Source organism: Streptomyces fildesensis, assembly GCF_016107395.1.
GTDB classification, from domain to species: Bacteria; Actinomycetota; Actinomycetes; order Streptomycetales; family Streptomycetaceae; genus Actinacidiphila; species Actinacidiphila fildesensis.
In genome coordinates this window covers 144,669-170,406 of record NZ_JAAIKO010000003.1, presented here as the reverse complement: position 1 = coordinate 170,406, position 25,738 = coordinate 144,669, and the positions used below count along the sequence as shown (strand labels likewise).

General features: G+C 69.1%; 23 protein-coding genes. 10 read left to right on the top strand and 13 right to left on the bottom strand.

What is annotated here, in order from left to right; all coding sequences use genetic code 11:
- Window positions 1–246: 246 nt before the first annotated feature.
- The 5 genes from C6N31_RS06620 to dnaA form a co-directional block, all read right to left on the bottom strand.
- Window positions 247–828, bottom strand: a complete 582-nt coding sequence (locus tag C6N31_RS06620) for a DciA family protein (RefSeq protein WP_138351181.1) — start codon at window positions 826–828, stop codon at window positions 247–249.
- Window positions 825–1,958 (bottom strand): DNA replication/repair protein RecF, encoded by a 1,134-nt coding sequence (gene recF, locus C6N31_RS06615; protein ID WP_164295672.1) that lies wholly within the window; start codon window positions 1,956–1,958, stop codon window positions 825–827. The genes C6N31_RS06620 and recF overlap by 4 nt, the downstream gene beginning before the upstream one ends.
- A gap of 31 nt (window positions 1,959–1,989) precedes the next feature.
- Window positions 1,990–2,865 (bottom strand): phosphogluconate dehydrogenase (NAD(+)-dependent, decarboxylating), encoded by an 876-nt coding sequence (gene gnd, locus C6N31_RS06610; RefSeq protein ID WP_138351179.1) that lies wholly within the window; start codon window positions 2,863–2,865, stop codon window positions 1,990–1,992.
- A 65-nt stretch (window positions 2,866–2,930) separates the two neighbouring features.
- Window positions 2,931–4,061, bottom strand: coding sequence for a DNA polymerase III subunit beta (dnaN, locus tag C6N31_RS06605; protein ID WP_138351178.1), 1,131 nt, complete (start codon window positions 4,059–4,061; stop codon window positions 2,931–2,933).
- Between the two features lie 833 nt (window positions 4,062–4,894).
- Window positions 4,895–6,667 (bottom strand): chromosomal replication initiator protein DnaA, encoded by a 1,773-nt coding sequence (gene dnaA, locus C6N31_RS06600; protein WP_138351177.1) that lies wholly within the window; start codon window positions 6,665–6,667, stop codon window positions 4,895–4,897.
- 396 nt (window positions 6,668–7,063) lie between these two features.
- Here dnaA and rpmH point away from each other — a divergent pair, with 396 nt between their 5' ends.
- From rpmH to C6N31_RS06555, 9 genes are all read left to right on the top strand, one after another.
- A complete protein-coding gene (gene rpmH, locus C6N31_RS06595) occupies window positions 7,064–7,201 on the top strand; it encodes a 50S ribosomal protein L34 (protein ID WP_138351176.1) in 138 nt (45 codons plus the stop codon).
- A gap of 19 nt (window positions 7,202–7,220) precedes the next feature.
- The gene (gene rnpA / locus C6N31_RS06590; RefSeq protein ID WP_138351175.1) at window positions 7,221–7,592 is read left to right on the top strand and encodes a ribonuclease P protein component; all 372 of its coding nucleotides are present in this window, start codon (window positions 7,221–7,223) and stop codon (window positions 7,590–7,592) included.
- Window positions 7,589–7,921 carry a membrane protein insertion efficiency factor YidD gene (yidD, locus tag C6N31_RS06585; RefSeq protein WP_138351174.1) on the top strand — a complete coding sequence of 111 codons (333 nt, stop codon included), beginning with the start codon at window positions 7,589–7,591 and terminating at the stop codon, window positions 7,919–7,921. Before rnpA ends, yidD begins: the two co-directional genes overlap by 4 nt.
- Before the next feature lie 3 nt (window positions 7,922–7,924).
- Complete coding sequence (yidC, locus tag C6N31_RS06580) at window positions 7,925–9,064, top strand: membrane protein insertase YidC (RefSeq protein ID WP_138351173.1); 1,140 nt, start codon at window positions 7,925–7,927, stop codon at window positions 9,062–9,064.
- A gap of 26 nt (window positions 9,065–9,090) precedes the next feature.
- Complete coding sequence (locus tag C6N31_RS06575; protein ID WP_138351172.1) at window positions 9,091–9,609, top strand: Jag family protein; 519 nt, start codon at window positions 9,091–9,093, stop codon at window positions 9,607–9,609.
- Window positions 9,610–9,711: 102 nt separating this feature from the next.
- Window positions 9,712–10,476: a 16S rRNA (guanine(527)-N(7))-methyltransferase RsmG gene (gene rsmG, locus C6N31_RS06570; RefSeq protein WP_138351171.1), complete on the top strand. Its 765-nt coding sequence runs from the start codon at window positions 9,712–9,714 to the stop codon at window positions 10,474–10,476.
- A 233-nt stretch (window positions 10,477–10,709) separates the two neighbouring features.
- Complete coding sequence (locus tag C6N31_RS06565) at window positions 10,710–11,759, top strand: ParA family protein (protein WP_138351170.1); 1,050 nt, start codon at window positions 10,710–10,712, stop codon at window positions 11,757–11,759.
- Window positions 11,756–12,850, top strand: a complete 1,095-nt coding sequence (locus tag C6N31_RS06560) for a ParB/RepB/Spo0J family partition protein (protein ID WP_138351169.1) — start codon at window positions 11,756–11,758, stop codon at window positions 12,848–12,850. The genes C6N31_RS06565 and C6N31_RS06560 overlap by 4 nt, the downstream gene beginning before the upstream one ends.
- 263 nt (window positions 12,851–13,113) lie before the next feature.
- Window positions 13,114–13,731: a GNAT family N-acetyltransferase gene (locus C6N31_RS06555; protein ID WP_138351168.1), complete on the top strand. Its 618-nt coding sequence runs from the start codon at window positions 13,114–13,116 to the stop codon at window positions 13,729–13,731.
- A gap of 96 nt (window positions 13,732–13,827) precedes the next feature.
- Here C6N31_RS06555 and trxA read toward each other — a convergent pair whose 3' ends face one another.
- From trxA to C6N31_RS06520, 7 genes are all read right to left on the bottom strand, one after another.
- Window positions 13,828–14,166 carry a thioredoxin gene (gene trxA / locus C6N31_RS06550; protein ID WP_138351167.1) on the bottom strand — a complete coding sequence of 113 codons (339 nt, stop codon included), beginning with the start codon at window positions 14,164–14,166 and terminating at the stop codon, window positions 13,828–13,830.
- Between the two features lie 48 nt (window positions 14,167–14,214).
- Window positions 14,215–15,165 carry a thioredoxin-disulfide reductase gene (gene trxB, locus C6N31_RS06545; protein ID WP_138351166.1) on the bottom strand — a complete coding sequence of 317 codons (951 nt, stop codon included), beginning with the start codon at window positions 15,163–15,165 and terminating at the stop codon, window positions 14,215–14,217.
- A gap of 101 nt (window positions 15,166–15,266) precedes the next feature.
- Window positions 15,267–16,169, bottom strand: coding sequence for an RsmA family anti-sigma factor (locus tag C6N31_RS06540; protein ID WP_244809287.1), 903 nt, complete (start codon window positions 16,167–16,169; stop codon window positions 15,267–15,269).
- Window positions 16,166–16,843: an RNA polymerase sigma factor SigM gene (gene sigM, locus C6N31_RS06535; protein ID WP_138351165.1), complete on the bottom strand. Its 678-nt coding sequence runs from the start codon at window positions 16,841–16,843 to the stop codon at window positions 16,166–16,168. Before sigM ends, C6N31_RS06540 begins: the two co-directional genes overlap by 4 nt.
- 21 nt (window positions 16,844–16,864) lie before the next feature.
- The gene (locus tag C6N31_RS06530) at window positions 16,865–18,568 is read right to left on the bottom strand and encodes a protein kinase family protein (RefSeq protein ID WP_198357239.1); all 1,704 of its coding nucleotides are present in this window, start codon (window positions 18,566–18,568) and stop codon (window positions 16,865–16,867) included.
- A 124-nt stretch (window positions 18,569–18,692) separates the two neighbouring features.
- Window positions 18,693–20,801 (bottom strand): murein biosynthesis integral membrane protein MurJ, encoded by a 2,109-nt coding sequence (murJ, locus tag C6N31_RS06525; protein WP_138351163.1) that lies wholly within the window; start codon window positions 20,799–20,801, stop codon window positions 18,693–18,695.
- 43 nt (window positions 20,802–20,844) lie between these two features.
- Window positions 20,845–23,244, bottom strand: a complete 2,400-nt coding sequence (locus tag C6N31_RS06520) for a DUF6049 family protein (protein ID WP_138351162.1) — start codon at window positions 23,242–23,244, stop codon at window positions 20,845–20,847.
- Between the two features lie 145 nt (window positions 23,245–23,389).
- Between C6N31_RS06520 and C6N31_RS06515 the strand changes: the two genes are divergently transcribed.
- Entirely contained in the window at window positions 23,390–24,805 is a 1,416-nt protein-coding gene (locus C6N31_RS06515) for a CCA tRNA nucleotidyltransferase (RefSeq protein ID WP_138351161.1), read from the top strand.
- A gap of 132 nt (window positions 24,806–24,937) precedes the next feature.
- On the opposite strand, the gene C6N31_RS06510 is transcribed toward C6N31_RS06515, so the two are convergent.
- On the bottom strand, window positions 24,938–25,726 hold the full coding sequence (locus C6N31_RS06510; RefSeq protein WP_187144947.1) for an LppU/SCO3897 family protein: 789 nt from the start codon (window positions 25,724–25,726) through the stop codon (window positions 24,938–24,940).
- Window positions 25,727–25,738 lie beyond the last annotated feature (12 nt).

Genomic DNA, 25,738 nt, shown 5'->3' with positions numbered 1-25,738 from the left:
CGCCGAGCGGGATCGGCTGCGTCGTTCGACATGTACCGCGACTGGGCGGCTTACGTATCAGTCTACCGGTAGCGCCGACATGAATGGGTGTTTGCCGGTACCTGAGTTCCCACGTGCCGTCCTGAACCGCACTCACCCGACTCCCTACACGTGGACCAGGGCCAGAAACGGCTCACGCAGGCGTCCAGGGCTTCCGGCTGTCAACCCTCGACTACGGTGAGCAGGGTCTCAGCGGACCCACGGCTCTCACCCGTATGTGTCGCCCGGGCCCTTGCTGCCCGGCGCGCGCAGCCGGCCGTAGGTACGCGGCGGCCCCATCGGGCCCAGCACCTTGATCAACTTCACCGTGCCATGGCCCAGATCGCTGTTCAGCCGCGCCACCAGCGTCGGAGCCAGCAGCCGCAGCTGCGTCGCCCACGCCGTCGAGTCGCACTGCACCGTCAGGACGCACTCCTCCTCGTCGTACTTCGCCGGCTCGCAGTGCTGCGCGATGTCCTCACCGACGATCTGCGGCCAGCGGCCCATCACCCCGCCCACCGCGGCCGGCGCCTCCCAGCCGCGCTCGGTGATCAACCGGCTGATCGCGGCACCCAGCGGCAGCGGATCCCGGCCGTCGGCGCGCGCACCGCTGCGCAGGCCCCCGCGGCGCGCCTGCTTCTTCTGCTGCGTCGCCGCGCCCCGCGCCCGCGCCTGCTCCTTGGCGGCGCGCAGCGCGACCCGCGCCAGGTCGACGCCGGACAGCCCGTCGCCCGGGGTGTCCGCGTCCGGTGCTCCTGGTGCGGCCGGTTTTCCCGCGTCCCGGCCGTCCGCCGGCAGCTGCCCGCTCATGACACACGCTCCGCTGCGCCCTGCTCGACGGCGAATCGCGCCCCTGCCAGCAGATCCGGCACATCGTCCTCCACAGCCGCGGTGACCAGTACCTGTTCGCCCGGCGCCACCAGCTCGGCCAGCCGCCGGCGGCGCTTGGCGTCGAGCTCGGCGAAGACGTCGTCCAGGATCAGCACCGGCTCCCTGCCGTCCGCGCTCAGCAGCTCGTACGACGCCAGCCGCAGCGCCAGCGCGTACGACCAGGACTCGCCGTGGCTCGCGTAGCCCTTCGCCGGCAGCCGGCCAAGGTTCAGCAGCAGATCGTCACGGTGCGGGCCGACGAGCGTCACCCCCCGCTCGATCTCCTGCTTGCGGGACTCGCCCAGTGCCTCCAGCAGCAGCCCGGACAACTCCTCCCGGCCGCTCGCTCCGGCGAGTCGTTCGCCGATCGAACTGCGGTACTCCAACGCGACAGGACCGCCCCCGGGAGCCAGCTGCTCGTACGCCTTGTCGGCCAGCGGCTGCAGCGCGGCCGTCAGGTCCAGGCGCTGCGCGAGCAGCTCCGCGCCGACGCCCGCCAGATGCTGGTCCCAGACGTCCAGCGTCGACAGGTCCCCGCCCTTGCCGCCGTGCCTGCGGGCCATCGCCGCGCTCTTCAGCAGCGTGTTGCGCTGTTTCAGCACCCGCTCGTAGTCCGAACGGGTACCCGCCAGCCGCGGGGTGCGGGTCGTGAGCAGTTCGTCGAGGAACCGGCGGCGCTCTCCGGGGTCGCCCTTCACCAGGGCGAGGTCCTCGGGCGCGAACAGCACGGACCGCAGAATGCCCAGCACATCGCGCGGCCGGACCTGGTTCGAACGGTTGATCCGGGCCCGGTTCGCCCGGCCCGGATTGATCTCCAGCTCGATGAGCTGCTGGCGGTCGCCCTGCACCACCTGGGCCCTGACCACCGCGCGCTCCGCCCCCGACCGCACCAGCGGCGCGTCGGAGGCCACCCGGTGGCTGCCCAGCGTGGCCAGGTACCCGACCGCCTCGACGAGGTTCGTCTTGCCCTGCCCGTTGGGGCCCACGAAAGCGGTGACGCCCGGGTCGAGCGGTACCTCGACCCGGGCGTAAGAACGGAAGTCGGCTAGCGACAGGTGCGCTACGTGCATGGCTGTGCGCCGGCCTCCCCGGTAATGACTACTACTTGTTCTCGACCGCGTGGCCGCCGAACTGGTTACGCAGCGCCGCGATCATCTTCATCTGCGGGGAGTCGTCCTGGCGGGACGCGAAACGGGCGAACAGCGATGCGGTGATCGCCGGCAGCGGCACCGCGTTGTCGATCGCGGCCTCCACCGTCCAGCGGCCCTCGCCCGAGTCCTGCGCGAAGCCGCGCAGTTTCTCCAGGTGCTCGTCGTCGTCCAGCGCGTTGACCGCCAGATCGAGCAGCCAGGAGCGGATGACGGTGCCCTCCTGCCAGGAGCGGAAGACCTCGCGGACGTCGGTGACGGAGTCCACGGCCTCCAGCAGCTCCCAGCCCTCGGCGTAGGCCTGCATCATCGCGTACTCGATGCCGTTGTGAACCATCTTCGCGAAGTGGCCGGCGCCGATCTTGCCCGCGTGGACCGAGCCGAACTCACCCTCGGGCTTGAGCGCGTCGAAGATCGGCTGCACCTTGGCGACGTCCTCGGCGGAGCCGCCGTACATCAGCGCGTAGCCGTTCTCCAGGCCCCAGACACCGCCGGAGACGCCGCAGTCGACGAAGCCGACGCCCTTGGCCTTCAGCTCCTCGCCGTGCTTCTCGTCGTCGGTCCAGCGGGAGTTCCCGCCGTCGACGACGATGTCGCCGGGGGAGAGCAGGCCGGCCAGCTCGTCGATGGTCGACTGGGTGGCCGCACCGGACGGGACCATCACCCACACGACCCGCGGACCCTTGAGGGTGTCCACAAGCTCCTTGAGGCTGTGGACATCGGCGACGTCCGGGTTCCGGTCGTAGCCGATGACGGTGTGGCCCGCGCGGCGGATGCGCTCGCGCATGTTGCCGCCCATCTTGCCGAGACCGATGAGACCGAGCTCCATCACAGATCCTTCGTTCGAAGCGTGCCTGACCTAGACCGAGCCTACGACGGCCCCGCGCGACCGGCTCAGCCGGAGAGGCGCACCGGCATGATCAGGTACTTGTACGCGTCGTCCGCCTCCGCGTCCACCGCCGGGCGGCCGCTGAGCAGCGCGGGCTTGGTGGAGGTGGTGAAGGAGAGCTGGGCGACCGGCGAGTCGATCGCGCTGAGCCCGTCCAGCAGGAACGTCGGGTTGAAGGCGATCGAGATGTCGTCGCCGTCGAGCTTGGAGTCGACCCGCTCCACAGCCTGTGCATCGTCGCTGGAGCCGGCTTCCAGGGTGAGGACGCCCTGCTCGAAGCTCAGCCGCACCGGGGTGTTCCGCTCGGCGACCAGCGCGACGCGCTTGACGGCCTCGACGAAGGGCGCGGTCTCGATGACGGCGACCGAGGCGAACTCGGTCGGGAAGAGCGTGCGGTATTTGGGCAGGTCGCCTTCGAGCAACCGGGTGGTGGTGCGGCGCCCGGCGCCCTCGAAGCCGATCAGGCCCTCACCGGCGCCGGAGCCCGCCAGCGCGATGGAGACGGTGTCTCCGCTGGTCAGGGACTTGGCGGTGTCCAGCAGGGTCTTGGCGGGCACCAGGGCGACCGCGGAGATGTCCGCCTGCTCGGGCTTCCACATGAACTCGCGGACCGCGAAGCGGTAGCGGTCGGTGGCGGCGAGGGTGACCGTGTCGCCCTCGATCTCGATCCGCACACCGGTCAGCACCGGGAGGGTGTCGTCACGGCCGGCGGCGATGGCCACCTGGGCGGCCGCGGCGGCGAAGACCTCACCGGGCACCGTGCCGGAGGCGACCGGCATCGCGGGCAGTGCCGGGTACTCCTCCACAGGCAGGGTGTGGAGTGTGAATCGCGAGCTGCCGCAGACCACGGTGACCCGGGAGCCCTCGGTGGAGATCTCCACAGGCCTGTTGGGAAGTGCCCGCGTGATGTCGGCGAGCAGGCGGCCGGAAACGAGGACCGTGCCGTCCTCCTCGACCTCCGCGTCGACCGCGACCCGGGCCGAGACCTCGTAGTCGAAGCCGGAGAGGCTGAGCCTGCCCTCCTCCGCCTTCAGCAGCAGTCCGGCGAGGACCGGTACCGGGGGACGGGCCGGAAGGCTGCGGGCTGCCCAAGCCACTGCCTCGGCGAGTACGTCGCGCTCCACCCGGATCTTCACCGGAACCGCCTCCTGCTTGTTGCTGGCTGTCGGTGAACAGTCTGACAGCCGCCGCCGACAGTCGGTGCGGGTTGAGGTCAAGCCGGGCAGGGCGGTGTCGGGCGGCTCCGGCCCGAGTTGTTCACAGCCCATGCTTCCAAGCAGGTTCCCAGTTATCTATACGTAGTCGTAGTAATAGGTGTTGTGGATACCGTGGATAAGTGGTTCCTGCGCAGGTCAGAGCACGTTTTTTATCCACCGCGCCTGTGGGCGGAGGCGGTGCATAACCACCCGCTTCTGTGGACAGCCAGAAGTTGTGCACACCGCATACACAGGGGACCCCCACTTCTCCCCAGCACTGTCCCCAGAAATACCCGGGTTCTCCCCAGCCCAATCCACCCCCTTGGTGTGACGCGGTTCACTCTCCCCGGGGACAGACGCCGTTTTGTTGCCGAACAGTGGACAAACGTGTGGAGAAGCTGTGTACAACCCCCTTCAGGCTGTGGGCGGCCGGTGGACAACCTCCGGACCGACCGGTAACCACAATCTCTGTCCACAGGCTGTGGACGAAGGTTTCCCACAAATCCACAACCCACTGACCTCGCCTGATGAGTATGCAGCGGGCCTGCCTGTGGAGGCAGTTGGGACAACTTCCCAGTCCCCAGGGTGTGGACGGCCGTTTCCGGCCCAACCTGTGGAGAAGCCCCGGTCAGGACCCGGGATTCGAACAAAAAGAAGCGCCCCGGGAGTTCGACTCCCGGGGCGCTGAACGTTTCCACCGTGCTTCAGCTGTCATTGAGGCCGTGATTGAGGCCGTTGTCCGAGCCCTGGACGGGCCCTGGACGCGCTCAGGATCAGCTCTTGATGCGGTTCGTCAGCTCGGTCACCTGGTTGTAGATGGACCGCCGTTCGGCCATCAGCGCCCGGATCTTGCGGTCCGCGTGCATCACCGTCGTGTGGTCGCGGCCGCCGAACAGCGCGCCGATCTTCGGCAGCGACAGGTCCGTCAGCTCACGGCACAGGTACATCGCGATCTGACGGGCGGTGACCAGCACCCGGCTGCGCGAGGATCCGCACAGGTCGTCCACGGCCAGACCGAAGTACGCCGCGGTCTCCGCCATGATCGCGGGCCCGGTGATGTCCGGCACCGAGTCCTCGCCGCCCGGGATCAGGTCCTTGAGGACGATCTCGGTGAGCTGCAGGTCCACCGGCTGCCGGTTCAGGCTCGCGAACGCGGTGACGCGGATCAGCGCGCCCTCCAGCTCGCGGATGTTCCGCGAGATACGCGAGGCGATGAACTCCAGCACCTCGGGCGGGGCGTTGAGCTGCTCCTGCACCGCTTTCTTGCGCAGGATCGCGATCCGGGTCTCCAGCTCGGGCGGCTGGACGTCCGTGATCAGGCCCCACTCGAAGCGGTTGCGCAGCCGGTCCTCGAGGGTGACCAGCTGCTTGGGCGGCCGGTCGGAGGAGAGCACGATCTGCTTGTTCGCGTTGTGCAGGGTGTTGAAGGTGTGGAAGAACTCCTCCTGCGTCGACTCCTTGCTCGCGAGGAACTGGATGTCGTCGACCAGCAGGATGTCCATCTCCCGGTACCGCTTGCGGAAGGTGTCGCCCTTCCCGTCGCGGATGGAGTTGATGAACTCGTTGGTGAACTCCTCCGAGCTCACGTACCGCACCCGGGTGCCGGGGTAGAGGCTCCGCGCGTAGTGCCCGATGGCGTGCAGCAGGTGGGTCTTGCCGAGCCCGGACTCCCCGTAGATGAAGAGCGGGTTGTAGGCCTTGGCCGGCGCCTCGGCGACCGCCACGGCCGCCGCGTGCGCGAACCGGTTCGACGAGCCGATGACGAAGGTGTCGAAGAGGTACTTCGGGTTCAGCCGGGCGGTCGGCTCGTTCGGGGCACTGCCCTGGCTGCTGCGGCCGGGGGGCGCCTGGTCGTGGCGGCCCTGCTGGTCGCGGTGTCCGTCCCGGGGTCCGGAGTCGTGGCGCCCCGAGTCGTGCCGGTCGCGCTCCGGCGGCTGCGACCGGTAGCCGGACTGCGGCGCCGGCGGATAGGACTCACGGTCGCGGTCCGCCGGGTAGCGGTCCCGGTCGCTCTGGTAGCTGTCGCGCTCCTGGAAGCCGCCGAGCCGCGGCTGCTGCCAGGGGTCGTCGGCGGCGGGCCGGGGCGGCCACTCGTCGGTGCCCGGGCGTCCTGGCGGGTGGTCGGGGTAGGCCCGGCGCATCCGGGGGCCGTCGTCGTGGGACGGGCGGTCGGACTGCGGCCGGTCGTAGGACTCGTCGTACTCCCGCCGGTGCTGGCCGTACGGAGCGGGCTCCTGGACCGGCTCCTGCGGGGCCGGCGCCGGACCGTCCTGGTCGCCGCCGGACGCGACGGCGATGGCGATGCCGACCGGGTGTCCGAACTCACGGCTGAGGACTTCGGTGATCAGTGGCAGCAGGCGCCCTTCGAGGACGCTCTTGGCGAACTCGTTCGGGGCGGACAGCACCGCGGTGCCCGCGACGAGGGCGAGCGGCTGGGTGCGCTTGAGCCACTCCGCGTCCTTCGGCTTGAGGTCCTCGCTCTCCACCAGGATCTTCTGGAGTACGCGGGGCCACACTGCGGCTAGATCGGCAGATACGTCAGCCACAGTGCACGCTCTCTCAGTCGCTGGTGGTGCCGAGGAATCCCACGAAGGTGTGGTTCTTGGGACGGACGGGAAGGATGTCGGGTCGGGTGTGCGGTAGATGCCCGAGTTCGGCCACGGTAGTCAGCGCAGGCCCAGTGGTTCAAGTCGTTGTCCACAGGCTGTGCACAAACGGAGCCCCAGGTGACCCCGGTTTGACCGGATGGGTCAACCGCACGTACCGTATCGAGGTCGAGTTGTCGATGGCTGCTGCCGCCTGCCTACCGATGGGCGAGGATCTACCGGGACCCCCTGGAAGATCGTCAAGCGGTGCACCTAAATGGTCCGCGAGTTTTTCGTGGGCGCACGGTGACAGCCAGGCGACGTCCCGCCTCATCCGATTTTCCCTGGAGCCCCCGAGTGAGCAAGCGCACCTTCCAGCCGAACAACCGCCGCCGCGCCAAGACCCACGGCTTCCGTCTGCGGATGCGCACGCGTGCAGGCCGCGCCATCCTGGCGACGCGCCGCGTCAAGGGCCGCGCCCGCCTGTCCGCCTGATCGCAACAGGTCACATGCCGTGCTGCCCACCGAGAATCGGCTGAGGCGGCGCCAGGACTTCGCGGCAGCGGTACGCCGAGGACGCCGAGCGGGTCGCCCGCTTCTGGTTGTCCATCTGCAGGCAGAGACCATGGACCCGCACGTATCGGGGGGGATCACTCCCCCGGCACGTGCGGGTTTCGTCGTGAGCAAAGCAGTCGGCGGAGCCGTGCAGCGCAACCTTGTGAAGCGCCGGCTGCGGCACCTGGTACGCGAGCGGCTGGCCCTGCTGCCCCCCGGTAGCCTGGTAGTCGTACGAGCGCTGCCCGGAGCGGGTGGTGCTGACCATGCACAGCTGGCCCGCGACCTGGACGCCGCCCTGCAGCGGCTGCTGGGAGGGGTTGCGCGATGAAGTACCCACTGCTGGCGCTGATCAAGGTGTACCAGTGGACCATCAGCCCCTTGCTGGGCCCGGTCTGCCGGTACTACCCCTCCTGCTCGCACTACGGGTACACGGCCATCGACGTGCATGGAGCGGTAAAGGGGTCGGCACTGACCGCCTGGCGCATCCTGCGGTGCAATCCGTGGTCGCCCGGTGGTGTCGATCATGTTCCGCCACGTAAACGCCCCCCGTGGCACGATCGGCTGCGCAACTTGTTGCGCAACAGCAAGGGCGGTCCCTCCGCCGTCGCTGAGACCAGCCCGGCCGCAGAGACCTCGCCCCATGCTCAAGGAGCCTGATTAGTGGACACGATCTCGAATCTGTTCAGTTTTATCACCACGCCGGTCTCCTGGATCATCGTCCAGTTCCACTCGGTGTACGGGAAGATCTTCGGCGCCGACAGTGGCTGGGCCTGGGGCCTGTCCATCGTGTCGCTCGTGGTCCTGATCCGGATCTGTCTGATCCCGCTGTTCGTGAAGCAGATCAAGTCGACCCGCAACATGCAGGCGCTCCAGCCGAAGATGAAGGCGATCCAGGAGCGCTACAAGAGCGACAAGCAGCGACAGTCCGAAGAGATGATGAAGCTGTACAAGGAGACGGGTACCAACCCGCTCTCCTCGTGCCTGCCGATCATCGCCCAGTCGCCGTTCTTCTTCGCCCTGTACCGCGTGCTGAGCAGCATCGCCAACGGCGACACGATCGGTGCGATCAACCAGCCGCTGCTGGACAGCGCCAAGAAGGCGCACATCTTCGGTGCTCCGCTGGCGGCCAAGTTCACCGAGAGTTCCGACAAGGTCGCGGCGCTGGGTGCCTCCATCACCGACGTCCGGGTCGTCACCGCGATCATGATCGTCATGATGTCGGCGTCGCAGTTCTACACGCAGCGCCAGCTGATGACGAAGAACGTCGACATGACGGTCAAGACGCCGTTCATGCAGCAGCAGAAGATGCTGATGTACGTCTTCCCCGTCATGTTCGCCGTGATGGGTATCAACTTCCCCGTGGGTGTCCTCGTCTACTGGCTGACCACCAACCTGTGGACCATGGGCCAGCAGATGTTCGTCATCCGCCGGAACCCGACGCCGGGCAGCCTGGCCTTCAAGCAGCGCCAGGACCGGCTGCGGGCCAAGGGCAAGCTGGTGGAGCCGCCCGAGGAGATCGCGGCCAAGGAGGCCGTCGAGGTCGCCCGCGCCAACCGCCAGCAGCCGAAGCGGCAGACCAAGGCGCGCCGTACGACGGCCGCCGGCGCCGCTCAGGGTTCCGCGTCCGGATCGTCGGCCTCGGCCGCTTCGGACAAGACCGGTGACAAGCCGAGCCTGACGAAGAAGGAGCCCGAGGACGCCAAGCCGTCCGGCGGCTCCACCGCGTCCGGCTCCCCCAGAACGTCCAAGGGCGGACAGCGCAAGGGTCAGCAGCGCCCCAAGCACCCGTCCAAGAAGTAGTGCAGAACCTGATGAGGAGCCCATCCGTGACGGAAGGCAACAGCACCACTGTGACCGACGGCGGCTCCGCCGATCGCCTGTCCCGCCTTGAGCAGGAAGGCGAGATCGCAGCCGACTACCTGGAGGGTCTGCTCGACATCGCGGACCTCGACGGGGACATCGACATGGATGTCGAGGGCGAGCGAGCTGCTGTCTCGATCGTCGGCGACTCCTCCAGCCGTGACCTGAACAAGCTGGTCGGGCGGGACGGCGAGGTGCTTGAGGCACTGCAGGAGCTGACGCGTCTCGCGGTGCACCGGGAGACCGGCGACCGCAGTCGGCTGATGCTGGACATCGGTGGCTTCCGGGCCCGTAAGCGGACCGAGCTGGCGCTGCTGGGCGCCAAGGCGGCGGACGAGGCGAAGGACACCGGGCAGCCGGTCAAGCTGGACCCGATGACGCCGTTCGAGCGCAAGGTCGTGCATGACGCGGTCGCCGCCGCGGGGCTGCGCAGCGAGTCCGAGGGCGAGGAGCCCGAGCGCCGGGTGGTCGTGCTTCCGGTCTGATCGGGCCGAGCACGGCCCGGTACGGCTCAGTCGGCCCCGTCTGCTCGCGGACGGGGCCGATCCTTGTAAGCCTGGAAGTCGCGGTGTGCGGCAACGGGATCGATGGAAAGGACAGTCCTCGTGACGGAGGCAGCGGCGGAGGCGGCGGCGGAACTTCCCGCACCGCCCGAGCAGGCGCAGGCAGTGTTCGGCGAGCGTTTCGCCGATGCGGTCCGCTATGCGGAGCTGCTGGCCGACGCGGGGGTGCGCCGGGGGCTGATCGGTCCTCGTGAGGTGCCCCGGCTGTGGGAGCGGCATCTGCTGAACTGTGCGGTGCTCTCCGAGGTGATCCCGCAGGACATGACGGTGTGCGATGTGGGCTCCGGGGCGGGACTGCCCGGGATTCCGCTGGCGCTGGCCCGCCCTGATCTGCAGATCACCCTGCTGGAGCCGCTGCTGCGGCGGACCACGTTCCTCGACGAGGTGGTCAAGCTACTGGCGCTGTCCAATGTGACCGTGGTTCGGGGGCGTGCCGAGGAGATGGTGGGCAAGCTCCCGGCGGTGGATGTGGTGACGGCCCGCGCGGTGGCCCCGCTGGAGCGGCTGGCCGGCTGGGGGCTTCCGCTGCTGCGTCCGCACGGCGAGATGGCCGTTCTGAAGGGGGACACGGCCGAGGAGGAGCTGAAGGCGGCGCGGGCCGCGCTCGGCCGGCTCGGTGCCGTGGAGAGCTCGGTGGTGCAGGTCGGCGAGGGCGTGGTGGATCCGCTGTCGACGGTGGTGCGGGTCGTGGTCGGGGAGAGCCCCGGCGGCGTGCGGGCGGCGACGCGCAGGGCGAAGGCGGCGCGAGCCAGCCGGGCGGCGAAGAACTCGGGCCGGCGCCGGTACTGAGGCGCGTTCTACTCCATACAAACGGCCAAAACGACATAATCCGGAGTGTCTCCGGGATAACGGGCACATCGCTGTGCATCGTGTTCCACGTGAAACGTCGCTCCCTGCTCCCAGGAGTCCTCAGCCGCGGTCGTGCCGCGGCTGAGGCGCGCGCCAAGAAGCCCTCAAAGTCGGCCCATGAGGTGGATTCATCCACAGGCAGTCGGGCCTCGCTGGTTCACGACCCCGAAAGCATGGCAGGCTCTGTGCATTGCGAGCCTGTAGTCGAGGAGAGTGAATCCTTGCGGTCCGACGCCAACATCGCGGGGCCGATGACCGATCCGGTCCCCGGTCCCCGTTCGGAATCATTCGGGGGTGATGTTTCACGTGAAACATTGCCCCCGATGGACGACACCCCCATCGGTCGCGCCGCCCAGTTGGCGGTCGAAGCGCTCGGTCGGGCCGGCGAGGGGCTCCCTCGGCCGGCTCAGACCCGAGTGATGGTGGTGGCCAATCAGAAGGGCGGGGTCGGGAAGACCACGACCACGGTCAACCTTGCCGCATCGCTCGCCCTGCACGGGGCGCGGGTGCTGGTGATCGACCTCGATCCCCAGGGCAACGCCTCCACGGCGCTGGGCATCGACCACCATGCCGATGTGCCGTCGATCTATGACGTCCTGGTGGAGAGCCGACCGCTCTCCGAGGTCGTACAGCCGGTCCTCGATGTCGAGGGGCTGTTCTGTGCGCCGGCCACGATCGACCTCGCCGGTGCCGAGATCGAGCTCGTGTCCCTGGTGGCACGGGAGAGCCGGCTGCAGCGGGCCATCGAGGCCTATGAGCAGCCGCTGGACTATGTCCTCATCGACTGCCCGCCGTCGCTCGGCCTGCTCACCGTCAACGCTCTGGTGGCCGGCGCCGAGGTGGTCATCCCGATCCAGTGCGAGTATTACGCGCTGGAAGGCCTGGGGCAGCTGCTGAAGAACGTGGATCTGGTCCGCGCTCATCTCAACCCCAAGCTGCATGTATCAACCATCCTGTTGACCATGTACGACGGCCGGACCCGGCTCGCCGCGCAGGTCGCGGATGAGGTGCGTACCCACTTCGGCAAGGAAGTGCTGCGCACGAGCATCCCGCGCTCGGTCCGGATCTCGGAGGCACCCAGCTACGGCCAGACCGTGCTGACCTACGACCCGGGCTCCAGCGGGGCACTGTCCTACCTCGAAGCGGCGCGTGAGATGGCGTTGCGCGGCGCCGAGGGCACCAATGAGCATGATCAGCACAGCATGTCGGAGGGGATCCAGTGAGTGATCGACGCAGAGGGCTCGGCCGTGGTCTAGGCGCGCTGATCCCGGCGGCACCGTCATCGGCGGGTACATCGCCGTCAGCGGTACCGCTGCTGACCGCGGACCGGAGCTTGCTGGCGGCCACCAAGGTCGCCGGTCTGAACTCCAGAGCCCAGGATGCTCCGCCGACGGTGGACATCCCGGTTTCACGTGAAACAGAGCCGGATCCGCCGGCAGCCGAAGCGCCCCCGGCGCCGAGCGCCTACTTCGCCGAGCTGCCGATCGACTCGATCACGCCGAACTCGCGTCAGCCCCGTGAGGTGTTCGACGAAGAGGCGCTGAACGAGCTCATCACCTCCATCAAGGAAGTGGGCCTGCTCCAGCCGGTCGTCGTGCGACAGGCGGGGCCGGAGCGCTATGAGCTCATCATGGGCGAGCGCCGGTGGCGGGCCTGCCGGGAGGCCGGTCTGGAGAACATCCCGGCCATCGTCCGGGCGACCGAGGACGAGAAGCTTCTCCTGGACGCGCTCCTGGAGAACCTGCACCGCGCCCAGCTGAACCCGCTGGAAGAGGCGGCGGCCTACGACCAGCTGCTGCGCGACTTCGCCTGCACGCATGAGCAGTTGGCCGACCGGATCGGGCGCTCACGCTCCCAGGTCTCCAACACGCTGCGCCTGCTGAAGCTCTCTGCACCCGTGCAGCGACGGGTCGCGGCCGGAGTGATCTCCTTCGGACACGCGCGCGCTCTGCTCTCCCTGGAGGACGGGGAGGATCAGGATCTGCTGGCGCACCGCATCGTGGCCGAGGGGCTGTCGGTGCGGGCGGTCGAAGAGATCGTCACCCTGATGAACGCCGAGCCGCAGAGCGCGAAGAAGGCGGTGGGCCCGAGGGCCGGACGGCGGGTCTCCCCGGCGCTGACCAATCTCGCCACCCGGCTGTCGGACCGGTTCGACACCCGGGTGAAGGTCGACCTGGGGCAGAAGCGCGGAAAGATCGTGGTGGAGTTCGCCTCGATAGAGGATCTGGAGCGGATCCTGGGGACGATGGCCCCCGGTGAAGGCAAGGTCCTGGAGAGCAGGCTCGACGAGGAGTCCGACGACGACGTCGAATGAGTCCGCCGTTCAGGGGAGCGGGTGGTGTTCCGGCCGGAACACCACCCGCTCTTTGCTTGTCCTCAGTGTCCTGGGACAGGGGGCGAGACTACGATGCGTAGGGGTAGGGAGCCTCTCTGGGGAGGGAAGCCCATGCGTGCGTCGAAGGTCGGACTGGAGCACGAGCGGCACATGGCCGCTCTCGTAGCAGCGGGACTGGGCTTGGGGGCGGTGGGGGGATTCGTGGGCAGTTTGGTTCGCGACAGAAATGAGGGCCTGGCCGTATGGGGCGTCGGCTCGTTCCGCTCACGTTGGACAACCTCTCGGATCTCCCCAAGCGCTGCAGATCGTGCGTCTTCTGGGAACTCGATCCGGTAAGCGGTGAGGCCGCCGTGCAGGCGGGCAAGCCGGAGCTGGAGAAGGAGGCCTGGATCTCCGCGGTCCTGCTGGAGTGGGGCTCGTGCGGCCGGGTGGTGTACGTCGACGACGTCCCGGCCGGCTTCGTCCTCTACGCGCCGCCGGCGTATGTCCCGCGCTCCATGGCCTTTCCCACCAGTCCGGTGTCACCGGACGCCGTGCAGCTGATGACCGCCAGGATCATGCCCGGGTACCAGGGGCAGGGCATCGGGCGGGTATTGGTGCAGACGGTCGCCAAGGACCTGGTACGCCGTGGAGTCAAAGCGGTCGAGGCGTTCGGCGACGCCAAGTGGGCCGAGCCGGGCTGTGTCCTGCCGGCCGACCACCTACTCGCGGTGGGCTTCAAGACGGTACGCGCCCATCCGCGTTATCCCCGGCTGCGGCTGGAGCTGCGATCGACGATCTCCTGGAAGGAAGACGTCGAGATGGCGATCGACCGGCTGCTGGGAGCCGTCCAGAAGGAGCCGGTCCTCAGGCCACTGTGAGGTGTGGACACCCCGGAACGCGAACAGGCCCGCTCCTTCGAGGAGCGGGCCTGTTTCACGTGGAACGGTCGAACGGTGGAACCGGACGACGTCGTCTCAGACGGCGTCGCCGATGAAGTCCGCCAGATCGCGCTTGATGGCGGCCTTCGGCTTGGCGCCGACGATGGTCTTCACGACCTCGCCGCCCTTGTAGACGTTGAGCGTCGGGATCGACATCACGCCGTACTTGGCAGCGGTGACCGGGTTCTCGTCGATGTTGAGCTTGACGATGGTGATGTCCTCGGCGTGCTCCTCGGCGATCGCCTCCAGGGAGGGGGCGATCTGCCGGCACGGGCCGCACCACTCGGCCCAGAAGTCGACCAGCACGGGCTTGTCGCTGGCGAGGACCTCCTCGGCGAAGGTCGCGTCGGTCACAATCTTGGTCTTGCCGGCCACGGCAGTCTCCTCAGGCTTGATACGTGTGGGGGAGAGGGTTGGTGAGGGTCAGGCGGTCTTCTCGGCGTCCGCGAGGGCGGCGAGGAAGCGTTCGGCGTCCAGCGCGGCCGAGCAGCCGGTGCCGGCCGCCGTGATCGCCTGACGGTAGGTGTGGTCCACGACGTCACCGGCGGCGAAGACACCGGAGATGTTGGTACGGGTGCTGGGCGCGTCGACCGTGAGGTATCCCTCGCCGTCCAGTTCCAGCACACCCTTGAACAGCTCGGTGCGCGGGTCGTGGCCGATGGCGATGAACAGCCCGGTGACGGGCAGCTCCGAGCTCTCACCGTTCTTGGTGCTGCGCAGCGTGAGGCCGGACAGCTTGTTCTCGCCGTGGATCTCAGCGACTTCGCTGTCCCACACGAACGAGATCTTCGGGTCGGCGAAGGCGCGCTCCTGCATGGCCTTCGAGGCACGCAGGCTGTCGCGGCGGTGGACGATCGTCACGGACTTGGCGAAGCGGGAGAGGAACGTCGCTTCCTCGATCGCCGTGTCGCCGCCGCCGATGACGGCGATGTCCTGGTCCTTGAAGAAGAAGCCGTCACAGGTGGCACACCAGGAGACCCCGCGGCCGGAGAGCTGGTCCTCGTTGGGGAGGTTCAGCTTGCGGTGCTGGGAGCCGGTGGTGACGATGACGGCCTTCGCCCGGTGGACGGTGCCCTCGGTGTCGGTGACGGTCTTGATGTCACCGCTGAGGTCCACCGCGACCACGTCGTCGGGGATGAGCTCGGCGCCGAAGCGCTCGGCCTGGGCGCGCATGTTGTCCATGAGGTCCGGGCCGAGGATGCCCTCGCGGAAGCCGGGGAAGTTCTCCACCTCGGTGGTGTTCATCAGCGCACCGCCTGCGGTGACCGATCCCTCGAAGACCAGCGGCTTCAGGGCGGCGCGCGCTGTGTACAGCGCGGCGGTGTAGCCCGCAGGCCCGGATCCGATGATGATCACGTTACGGACGTCGCTCACGGGTGTCTTCCTCGTCTCTACCGACTACTGCGGGGCCCTGGCGGGACTCTCGTCCTGCCTAACGGATCCTAAGGGTCCAGCATTCCCGCAGTGGTACGCCGTCAGCGCGCGTACGTGTCCTGGCGAAGTACCCGGCCCGGCTTGGTGGAGCAGCCGGCGTCCACGACATACAGATCGACATGGGCCGGGTCGCCGGGATGCGGAAGGACCACCAGATACGCGTCGGTGCCCTCGTACGGTTCGTGTGCGGAGGCGAGCGGCTGCTCGGAGCGGTGGATGCCGTTCTGCACACACGGCGGCAGGGGGACGGACTGGGTGCGCAGCGGCGTGGTGGCGGGGGTGTCGGAGCCGAGCGCCGGGGACTGCGGATCCTTGCCGCTGACGACGTGCGCCGGGAGACCCAGGAGCTCATGGACGCGCGCTTTCAGGGCGCTGCCGGCCTCGGCGACATTCGGCGATTCGCCGGGCTGCCGCGCGGTGGCGTGAACGCCCGCGTCCTTTCTGGCCGAATCGTTGGTCTTGTTCGACGTCAGGTCGACGGAGTGCAGCAGGACGCCGCCGAGACCCAGGACCGCGACCGTGGAGGCCGTGACGAGCAGTGTCCTGGCCCAGCGGCGCCGGGGGCGGGCGTGGCCGCGTCCGGGTCCCGTGGAGGCCGGAGAGTGGCCGGTGGGCCGATCGGCCGCCGCCGCTGTTCCACGTGGAACCGATGCGTCGGCTGTTTCACGTGGAACAGCCGGGGGCGCCGTCGAGTCGAGCAGTGCTTCGGCGGCGAGTGCGGCATCGATGCGGCCGGCGATGTCGGCGGGCATGCGCGGGGGGCCGGGGAGTGTGCCCAGCAGGTTGCGGATCTCGTCCAGCGAGGTGCGCACGTCGGAGCAGAGCGCGCAGCCGTCGAGATGGCCGCGTACGTCCGCGGAGCGGCCCGGCGGAAGGAGGCCTTCGGCCAGGTCCGAGATCTCCGAGACCTCGGGGTGTGCGTCCATCCCCGTCGTCGAAGTCACTGGTGGCCACCTCCGCCCTTTTCCGTTGCCGTCTCTGGGACGGATGTCCCCTCCGTCCGGTTCCTTCCCCGGCCTGGGTCCGCGTTACTCCCCTGGTCGGCGCGCAGATGAGTGAGGAGTGGAAGGAGCCGTGCCCGGCCGCGCGCGCATCTGCTCTTCACGGTGCCGGTCGGCACATCGAGTACGGCGGCGGCCTCGGCGACGGGGTAGCCCTGCATGTCCACCAGGACAAGGGCGGCGCGCTGATCGGGAGGCAGGGTGGCCAGGGCGGTGATCAGTTCGCGGTGGAGCTCGCCGCGCTCGGCGGGGGCGGCGGCGGATTCATGCGGTTCGAGGAGCGTCTCGAAGCGGTCCTCGTCGACGACGGGGGAAGTGCGCCGGGAGACGGTTTTGCGCGCCCGGTCCAGGCACGCGTTCACGGTTATCCGGTGCAGCCAGGTGGTCACCGCGGACTGGCCCCGGAAGGTGTGGGCGGCACGGAAGGCGGACACCAGAGCGTCCTGGACGGCGTCGGCGGCTTCCTCGCGGTCCCCCAGAGTGCGCAGAGCGACCGCCCAGAGGCGGTCGCGGTGGCGCCGGACGATCTCCCCGAAGGCGTCGGGGTCTCCCGCGACGTGCCGGGCGAGGAGATCAGCGTCGCTGGCCTCCTCCCCCGGCTTGCTGCCGTCGTCCACAAGCGCCTCCCCGTCCGCTGCTCAGCTGTTGCCGAGGACCTTTATTTCCGTGATGCCGCCACGGAAGCCACCACCGGACTCGGGCGGCAGGTCGGTGATGTGGATCAGGATGTAGCGCGTTTCCACCTGCTGGCCGGCGGTCACCTGAACGGTGCTCCCGGCCTTGGCCGCCGGGGCGAGCCGCTGCGGGAAGGCCGCCAGGGTGGTGGGCTGGGAAGCGTCCGGTGCCGCGGCCAGAACCTCCACGGTCTGGCCGGGTACCCACATCGTGAGGTCGATGCCGGTGACCTTACGCCGGCTGCCCAGGTCGACGATGATGCCACTGCCCTGGATGCGGTTGGGCAGGTTGCCGAAGTTCGACTGGCCCTTGTAGTTGCTGGTGATCCAGGAGGTGTCGGCCTTGCCGTCGACGGTGAACGCGACCTTGTCGGGCGCTATCGGGGCGGCCAGCGGCGAGAACTCACTGGCCGAGGAGATGGCCAGCGGTGTGCCGGGAGCGGCGCTGCTGGGGTCCTGGCCGGCCCGCTGGGAGTTGCCGGTGTCTTCCTTGCTCTGTTCCTCGCGGCCCATGAGGGTGTCCGCGAGCTGCCAGCTGCCCAATCCCAGCGCGGCGATCAGCAGCGCGGAAACGGCCCACTTGAGTACCTTGCCGGTGCGGCCGGGAAGGGCCGGCGGCGGAGCGGGGGACGCCGGTGCCGGCCGGGGCGTGGCGGGCGTCTGGCGGTAGGGGCCCTGCTGGTACGTGGTGCGCTGGTACGGCGAGATGTCCGGCTCAGGGGGCTTGATCCGGGGCAGGCCGGCGACCGCTCGAGCCAGCTCCTCCGGAGTGGTGCACGGCGATTCCTCGCGGGAGGCGGTGGCGCCCTCGTTGACGAGCGCGCGCATAGCGATCTCGGACAGCCCGCGGTGGACCCCCGCGCGCACCTGGTCGGGGGCGACGAGCCCGACGGCCTTGGGCAGGCCGGTGAGGCCGTACGCGTCCTCCTCGTAGGGCCAGCGCCGGGTGAGCGAGGCGTAGAGCAGCGCGCCGATCGCCTCGGTGTCCTCGCGCTGCGGGCGCTCGGACTTCAGGCCGCGCAGCGCGGCGGTGACGGCGAGGCCGCGGATGCGGTACTGCCCGGAACCGGTGCGCAGTACGGAGCCCGGGCTGAGCCGCAGATGCGCCAGTCCCTCGCGGTGGGCGGCGGCCATGGCCTGGGAGACCTGGCTGACCATCTGGTAGGCGTCGTGCGGCTCCAGCGGTCCGGCGGCCAGGCTGTCACTGAGCGCGGCGGCGTCGGGGAGCCATTCGTGGATGACGTAGACGAGGTCGTTCTCCTCGACCGCGTCGAGGACCTGGACGAAACGGGGATCACCCAGGAGTGCGGCCGAACGGGCGGCCGCGAGCACCTGACGGGCCCTGGAGTGGTCGGCGGGCAGGAGATGGATGCCCACGGCACGCCGTAGCTTCTCGTCGACCGCCCGCCAGCTGCTGAAGCCGTCGAGGCGGGTGACGCACTCCTCCAACTGGTAGCGGCGGGCCAGCTTGTGGCCGCTGTGGAGTTCCGGCGGCTTGCTCTTGCCCTTGTGCTGCTCCGCTGCCTCGTCCTGCGGTTCGTCCCGCGCGTCCTGGGGGTTGTCCTGATCCATCGTCTCGTCGGGTGTGGCCCCGTCCTGCTGGACGGTGGGCGGCGGTTCGCCGCTCTCGTTGGCCACTCCGACGGCAGCCGTACTCCGATCCGCCACCGTCGTTCCTGCCTCCCCATCCGTTGCGCGATCCCACTTCAGAGCCAAGGCCAATTGTGCCCACAGTCCGGCTCTATGCACGACACACGGCGGGAGCCGATGGTTGCCCGCCGTGTTCTTTCGATCAGCGGCCGAGTCTGCCGCGCACCATTCCGACCATCGCGGTCATTTCCTCGATCCTCATACGCTTGGCGGCGATGTAGAAGACGCCGATCAGCAGTGCGCCGCCGACGATCAGGGAGACCAGCGAGCCGGAAGCCCCGCTGCCCAGGGTCCGGGTGATGCCGTAGACCGCGACCCCGGCGGCCAGGGCGGCGGGGACGCAGGCGCCGGTGAGGCGTGCGTACGTCCGGGTGATGCGCTTGCCGTCGAGGTCGCCGCCCAGCCGGGTGCGCAGCCGCCTGACGGCGACGCCGACGCCGACCGCGTAGGCCAGCCCGTAGGAGAAGGCCATACCGACCACGGCCCAGCGGGAGGGGAGCACGACGAAGCAGACCGCGGACGCGACGGCGTTCACCGCGGCGACGATCACCGTGTTGTAGAAGGGGGTGCGGGTGTCCTCGAAGGCGTAGAAGCCGCGCAGCACGACGTACTGCACGGAGAACGGGATCAGTCCGATCCCGAAGGCCATCAGGATGAATCCGATGTTGCGCGCGGAGTCCGTTCCGGTGCCGGCGTACAGCAGGCTGCACATCGGGACGCCGAGGGCGAGGAAGGCGAAGGCGGCCGGGACGATGGCCACGGCCGAGGTGCGCAGGCCGTAGGAGATGTCGTCGCGGACCGCAGGTGAGTCCCCGTCGTGGGCGGCGCGGGAGATCCGGGGCAGCACGGCGGCCATGACGGAGACCGTGATGATCGCCTGCGGCATCTGCCAGATCAGCAGTGCGTTGTTGTAGGCGGTGATGCCGGTGCCCTGGAAACCGAGCTTGTCGGCCTCGGACCCGGCCCAGGTGGCGAGCTGGGTGACGACGATGAGGCCGGCCTGGTTGGCGAGGACGAAGAAGAACGTCCACTTGGCCAGCTTCGCGGCGTGGCCGAGTCCGTGGCCGCGCCAGTCGAAGCGCAGCCGGAACTTGAAGCCCGCCTCGCGCAGATAGGGCAGCATCGCGATGGACTGCACGGCCAGGCCGAGCAGGGTGCCGATGCCGAGCAGCTGGATGCCCTCGGGGGAGATCGTGGTGGCGTCCATCTTGGTCGTGCCGTAGGAGCCGTAGACCCAGATGAACATGCCGAAGGTGAAGATGACGACGATGTTGTTGAGGACCGGGGTCCACATCATCGCGCCGAACTTGCCTCGGGCGTTGAGGATCTGCCCCATCACGACGTGCACACCCATGAAGAAGATCGTGGGCAGGCAGTAGCGGGCGAAGGTCACCGCGACGTCGAAGGTGGCCGGGTTGTCCGCGATCTTCGTGGACATCATGCGGACCAGCAGCGGGGCCGCGATCACGGTGAGCGTGACGATGCCGCCGAGAATGACCATGACGAGGGTCAGCAGCCGGTTCGCGAACGCGGTGCCGCCGTCCTCGTCGTCCTTCATCGCGCGGACCAGCAGCGGGACGAAGACGGAGTTGAGGCCGCCGCCGACGGTGAGGATGTAGATCATCGTGGGCAGGACCATCGCGACCGCGTAGGAGTCGCCGAGGGTGGCGACACCGATCGCCGCGGCGATGACCAGGGTGCGGACGAAGCCGGTGAGGCGGGAGACCAGGGTGCCGGCCGCCATCAGGGCGCTGGACTTCAGGATGCTGCCGCCACGGCCGGCGGAGCGCGGCGCGGGGACCGGGGCCGCCTGCTGCTCCGGCTCGGGCACAACAGGCTCCACGGGCGGCCCGACGGGCGCCGCGGTGGGCTGCTGGTCGCGGTACAGGTGCGCGAACGCGTCGTAGGGGGGCGGCTCCTCGGCCGCGTGGGTCACCAGGTCGTCCACCCCGACGTACTGCGTGGTGGCGTCGTCGCCGTACGGCATCTGGTACTGCTGTTGCTGCGGGGGCCACGGCTGCCCGTAGGGCGGGGGCGGCGGCGGAGGGTGCGCGGCGCGGTCGTAGAGCGCCTCGCCGACGGGGTCCTGCGCGGTCGGATCCTGCTGCTGGTACGGATCGTGGGCGTAGGTGTTCTGCAGATAGGGGTCCGGCGGGACCGGGTGGGAGCCCGGGGGTGGCGGCGGTACCTGTGCGCGCGGATCTCCGGCCGGAGTCTCCCGGTCGCGGTCACCGTCGTACGGCGCGTTCATCTGCCCCACCTTATTGATTGTCCGCTGTCGAGACCCGGCCTGGCTATCGGTCCACCTTCTCACCCGGCGGGGACGGGTCCGTGTTTTCCGGGGCGGTGTCCGGAGCCGGGTCACCCGGCTGCCCGGCTTCGGCGCCGACCGCACCGTCGCTCTCTTCCAAGCCGTCCGCACCGCCCGTACCGTCCGCACCATCGGCACCGTCAGTGCCGTCGTCGCCGTCACCGGCCGCGTCGCCGTCGTCGTCCCCGTCGGCATCGGTGCCACCCGCTCCGGCGGCCGCCTTGCGCTTGCGCTGGTTGTACATCTTCACGCCGGCCAGCGCGAGGAGCAGCAGGCCGCCGGCGATCACCAGCATCACGGTGTCGGTGATCGAGGTGACCTTGACGTTGAACGAGATCGGATCGCCGTACTTGACGCCGTCCTTGGTGTAGAGCTGGGCGGTCACCTGTGCCAGGCCGTTCGCGCCCGCCTTGGTGGGGAACTTCAGCGAGCGGGTGTGGCCGCCCTCGACGGTGACCGGCTGGGGGTCGCCGACGTCCAGCCGGATCTGCGCGCTGGAGGTGAGCCGCAGTTCCAGACCGGTGACGGCCTGCCCGAGTTCGTTCTTCACGGTGACCGGGATCGTGGCACTGCGCCCGGACAGCGTCAGGTTGGTCTTGTCCAGGATGTGCACCGAGCCCATGAGGTCGGTGAGGTAGGACCCGATGGAGTTACGGAACAGCGAGGCGCCGATGGGGTCGCCGCGCCAGGCGTTGGACATCGAGCGCAGGACCGCCGCGGTGAAGGGGACGGTGACCCGGTCCTTGCGGCTGAGGATCACCGTGAATCCGTTGAGCTGGCCCTGCGTCCGCTGGATGTCCTGGAACGCGCTGGTGCTGATCTCCTGCTTGCGCAGGTAGTCGGGGTACGCGGAGGTGCCGGGCACCTTGTGGTTGGCGGCCGGGTCCGCGGGCGCCTTGGTGGCCGCGTCGAAGCTGATGGTCTGCGCCCAGGGGCTGTGGCCGACCGCGGCGATGCCCTGGGCCATCTCCTGGGCCTGGGACGCGGTGGGCATGCGCTGCGGCGCGACGACGATGCTGCGCTGCTTGGTCGGCGCCTGCATGGTGATCATCAGGGTCTGGGAGAGGAACTCCTGGACCGCGAGGGTCGACGCCGAGGCGCTCGTCATGTCGCCCGTGAACGCCTTGGAGAGCACGGCGTCGCTGACCACCGCCGTGGTGCCGCCGCTGATCGGCCGGGCGGACGTCGGGGTGTAGGCGAGCGAGCCGGTCTCTCCGAAGCTGTCGCTGCGCGCGATCAGCTTGTCGGCGCCGCCGGCGGTGGCGATGTCCACGATCGACGGATCGACGGCGCCGTCGGCCGGCCAGGCCACATTGGAGGTCGGTTCCAGGCCGAGGATCGTGTCGACGGTCCTGACCCCCAGATCCGTGGCCGTCTTGAGGTGGCCGAGGGTCGCGGGGACGTCCTTGCCGTGATGGGCGATCGAGGCGATGTCGGTGTCACCGAAGGGCAGCGACACCACCTCATGGCCGGCGGTCGCGGACTTCAGGTCGTTGAGCCACTGCTTGGCGTTCTCGGTGCCCGTACCCGGCGTGGTGTGCGCGACGTCCCCGTCCGGACCCAGTACCCGGTAGCTGCGGGTCATGAAGTCGACGGTGGCGAGCAGGTCCGGATCGACGACCCAGGTGATCGGCAGGGTCTTGCCCAGCTCCACCAGCTCCTGCAGCCGGCCGCCGGGGGCGAGATCCGCCGCGAGGTCGTCGTCCAGGAAGATCGGGCTCTGCTGGTCGTCGGTGTCGCTGCGCACCGCCAGATGCGGCCGGTCGGCCAGCGGCCACAGGAAAGTGAACTGGGTCGGCTTGGCCTCACCCTTCGCATACCAGGGGAGAAACGTCCGCTGGATCCCCAGGACGTGGTTGTAGGCCTCGTCGGCGGTCTGGCCGTTGAGGGTGACTCCCAGCTGGTAGACGCCGTCAGCACCCAGCTCCAGGGCGCTCACGGGCACCTTCAGGGAGAAGGCGCTGCTCGCGCCGGACGGGATGTCCGCCAGCTTGGCCGTGTGCTCGGTGATCAGGCTGCCGTCGTCTCCGGTGCTCCCGGTGCGTGCGGCGGCGGAGCTGATCGCGCTGCGGCTGGTCAGCGGGCTGCTGGAGGAGACCCGCAGTCCGGCCTCGGCATGGGTGATCGTGGCCCGTCCGGTGTTGGTGACGGTGCCCTCGACGGTGATCGTGCCGTCCTTGGCCGGGGTGACCGGGTCCACGGATTCCAGGGACACCTGGGCGGTCCGTGATCCGGTACCGGCCGAGGCGGCGTAGGAGGCGGGTGCGGCGTGCACCTGCAGCAGGCCCGCGAAGAGCGACGCCCCGGCGATCAGCGCGGCCGCGCGGCGTAGCCGCCGCGGACGAGCCGTGGGTGTACCGGGTGACTGTGCCGCCTCGCCCACTCGTTTGCCCGTCCTGTCGTCAATCGGATGTGCGTCCTGGCATGTTAACGATCGGGCGAGAGGCAAAGTGCTGCGGACTGCTCCATGTGGACCGGGGACATAACGCGGAGGCCAGGAGGCTCGCGGCCACGTACCCTTTTACGTTGTGCCGAATGCCAACAATGACCCCCAGATCCAGCAGGCCCCTCACACGGTCGCGCCGGTCGCCGAAGACCTCGGCCGCCGCTTCCAGGAAGCCGGCTTCAAGCTCGCCCTCGTCGGCGGCTCGGTCCGTGACACCCTGCTCGGCAGGCTCGGCAACGACCTGGACTTTACGACCGACGCCCGCCCGGAACAGGTGCTGAAGATCATCCGGCCCTGGGCGGAGGCCGTGTGGGAGGTCGGTATCGCCTTCGGCACCGTCGGGTGCATGAAGGACGGCTTCCAGGTCGAAGTCACCACCTACCGGTCCGAGGCTTACGACCGGACCTCCCGCAAGCCCGAGGTCTCCTACGGCGACACCATCGAGGAGGATCTGGTCCGCCGCGATTTCACGGTCAACGCGATGGCCGTCGCGCTGCCGGGAAGCGTCTTCGTCGACCCGTACGGCGGCCTCGACGACCTGGCCGGACGGCTGCTGCGCACTCCCGGTACGCCGGAGGACTCCTTCTCCGACGACCCGCTGCGGATGATGCGCGCCGCGCGCTTCGCGGCCCAGCTGGACTTCGAGGTCGCTCCCGAGGTCGTCGCCGCGATGACGGCGATGGCGGACCGTATCGAGATCGTCTCGGCGGAGCGGGTCCGGGACGAACTGAACAAGCTCATCCTCTCGGACAACCCGCGCAAGGGTCTGCGGCTGCTGGTCGACACCGGGCTGGCGGAGCGGGTACTGCCGGAGCTCTCGGCGCTGCGCCTGGAGCGTGACGAGCACCACCGGCACAAGGACGTCTACGAGCACTCGCTGACCGTCCTGGAGCAGGCCATCGACCTGGAGACGGACGGCCCCGACCTGGTGCTGCGGCTGGCCGCGCTGCTGCACGACATCGGAAAGCCGCGGACCCGGCGCTTCGAGTCCGACGGCCGGGTCTCCTTCCACCACCACGAGGTGGTGGGCGCGAAGATGACCAAGTCCAGGATGGCCAAGCTCAAGTACCCCAACGACATGATCAAGGACGTCGCGAGGCTCGTCGAGCTGCATCTGCGGTTCCACGGGTACGGCACCGGGGAGTGGACGGACTCCGCCGTCCGGCGTTACGTGCGGGACGCGGGCCCGCTGCTGGGCCGGCTGCACAAGCTCACCCGGTCCGATTGCACGACACGGAACAAGCGCAAGGCGGCGGCGCTCTCCCGTACCTATGACGGGCTGGAGGAGCGGATCGGCGAGCTCCAGGAGCGGGAGGAGCTCGATTCGATCCGCCCGGACCTGGACGGCAACCAGATCATGCAGATCCTGGATGTCCCGCCCGGTCCGGTGATCGGCAAGGCCTACCAGTTCCTGCTGGAGCTGCGGCTGGAGAACGGCCCGATGGCCGAGGAGGACGCGATCGCCGCACTCAAGGAGTGGTGGGCGACGCAGGGCTGACCGCTCCGGCGGATGCGATGTTCCACGTGGAACATGGCACGGCCCGGACAGGCCCGGACGGCGCGAGGGGCGATGTTCCACGTGGAACATCGCCCCTGCGTGCGTCCGTGAACCGGGTGGGACCAGGTGGGACTACTTGTCCTTCAGGCAGAGCAGGAAGTCGCTGCCGCTACCGGACTCGGTGTACTGGTAGCGGAAGTCCGGTGCTGCCGCCGAGCACTTCTCTCCGGCCTCGGTGCTGCCGTACGTGCCACTAATCACCGCCAGCACCTTGTACTGCGCCTTGGCGTCCGTGCAGGAGACGACCTCCAGGTCCGGGTTGGTGTTGCTGGTGCTACCGCGGTGCATGCAGTCGCCGACGGCGGCCGTGCTGGCGCTCTTGTCGAGCGCGTTCACCCCGATGATCGCGGCGATCACGATGAGCGGGACCAGGATGCCGTAGGCACCCACCCGCCCGAAGATCGGCTTTCCGGGCTCGCGGGGCGGCCCCCAGCCACCGGTGGGCGCGGGGAGCTTGTTGAACTTGCCGCGTGCGCCCAGGTTGATGAGCAGGGTGACCGGCGTGATGACGAACGAGGCGATGCCCCACCAGCCCTGCCACAGGGTCTTGGTGGTCATGTCGCGGTGCGTGGCTATGCCGCAGGAGCGGCAGTAGTTGGCCTTCAGCTTGAGGAATCGCATGATGACCAGGAAGCCCTGGTGACCGCGGACCGTGGCGTGGACTGCGGGGTAGCCACCGCAGAAGGTGCACGCGCCGGGCTGGGCTCCCTGCTGGGGATACGGCTGCGTTCCCTGCTGCCCGAACGGGTTGCCGCCCTGCGGCGGTTGCGGCTGGCCGTACGGGTTCCCGCCCTGGGGCGGCTGCGGCTGCCCGTACGGGTTGCCGCCCTGCTGGTACTGCGGTGGCGGTGAAGTGGTCATGGGTGTCCCCCG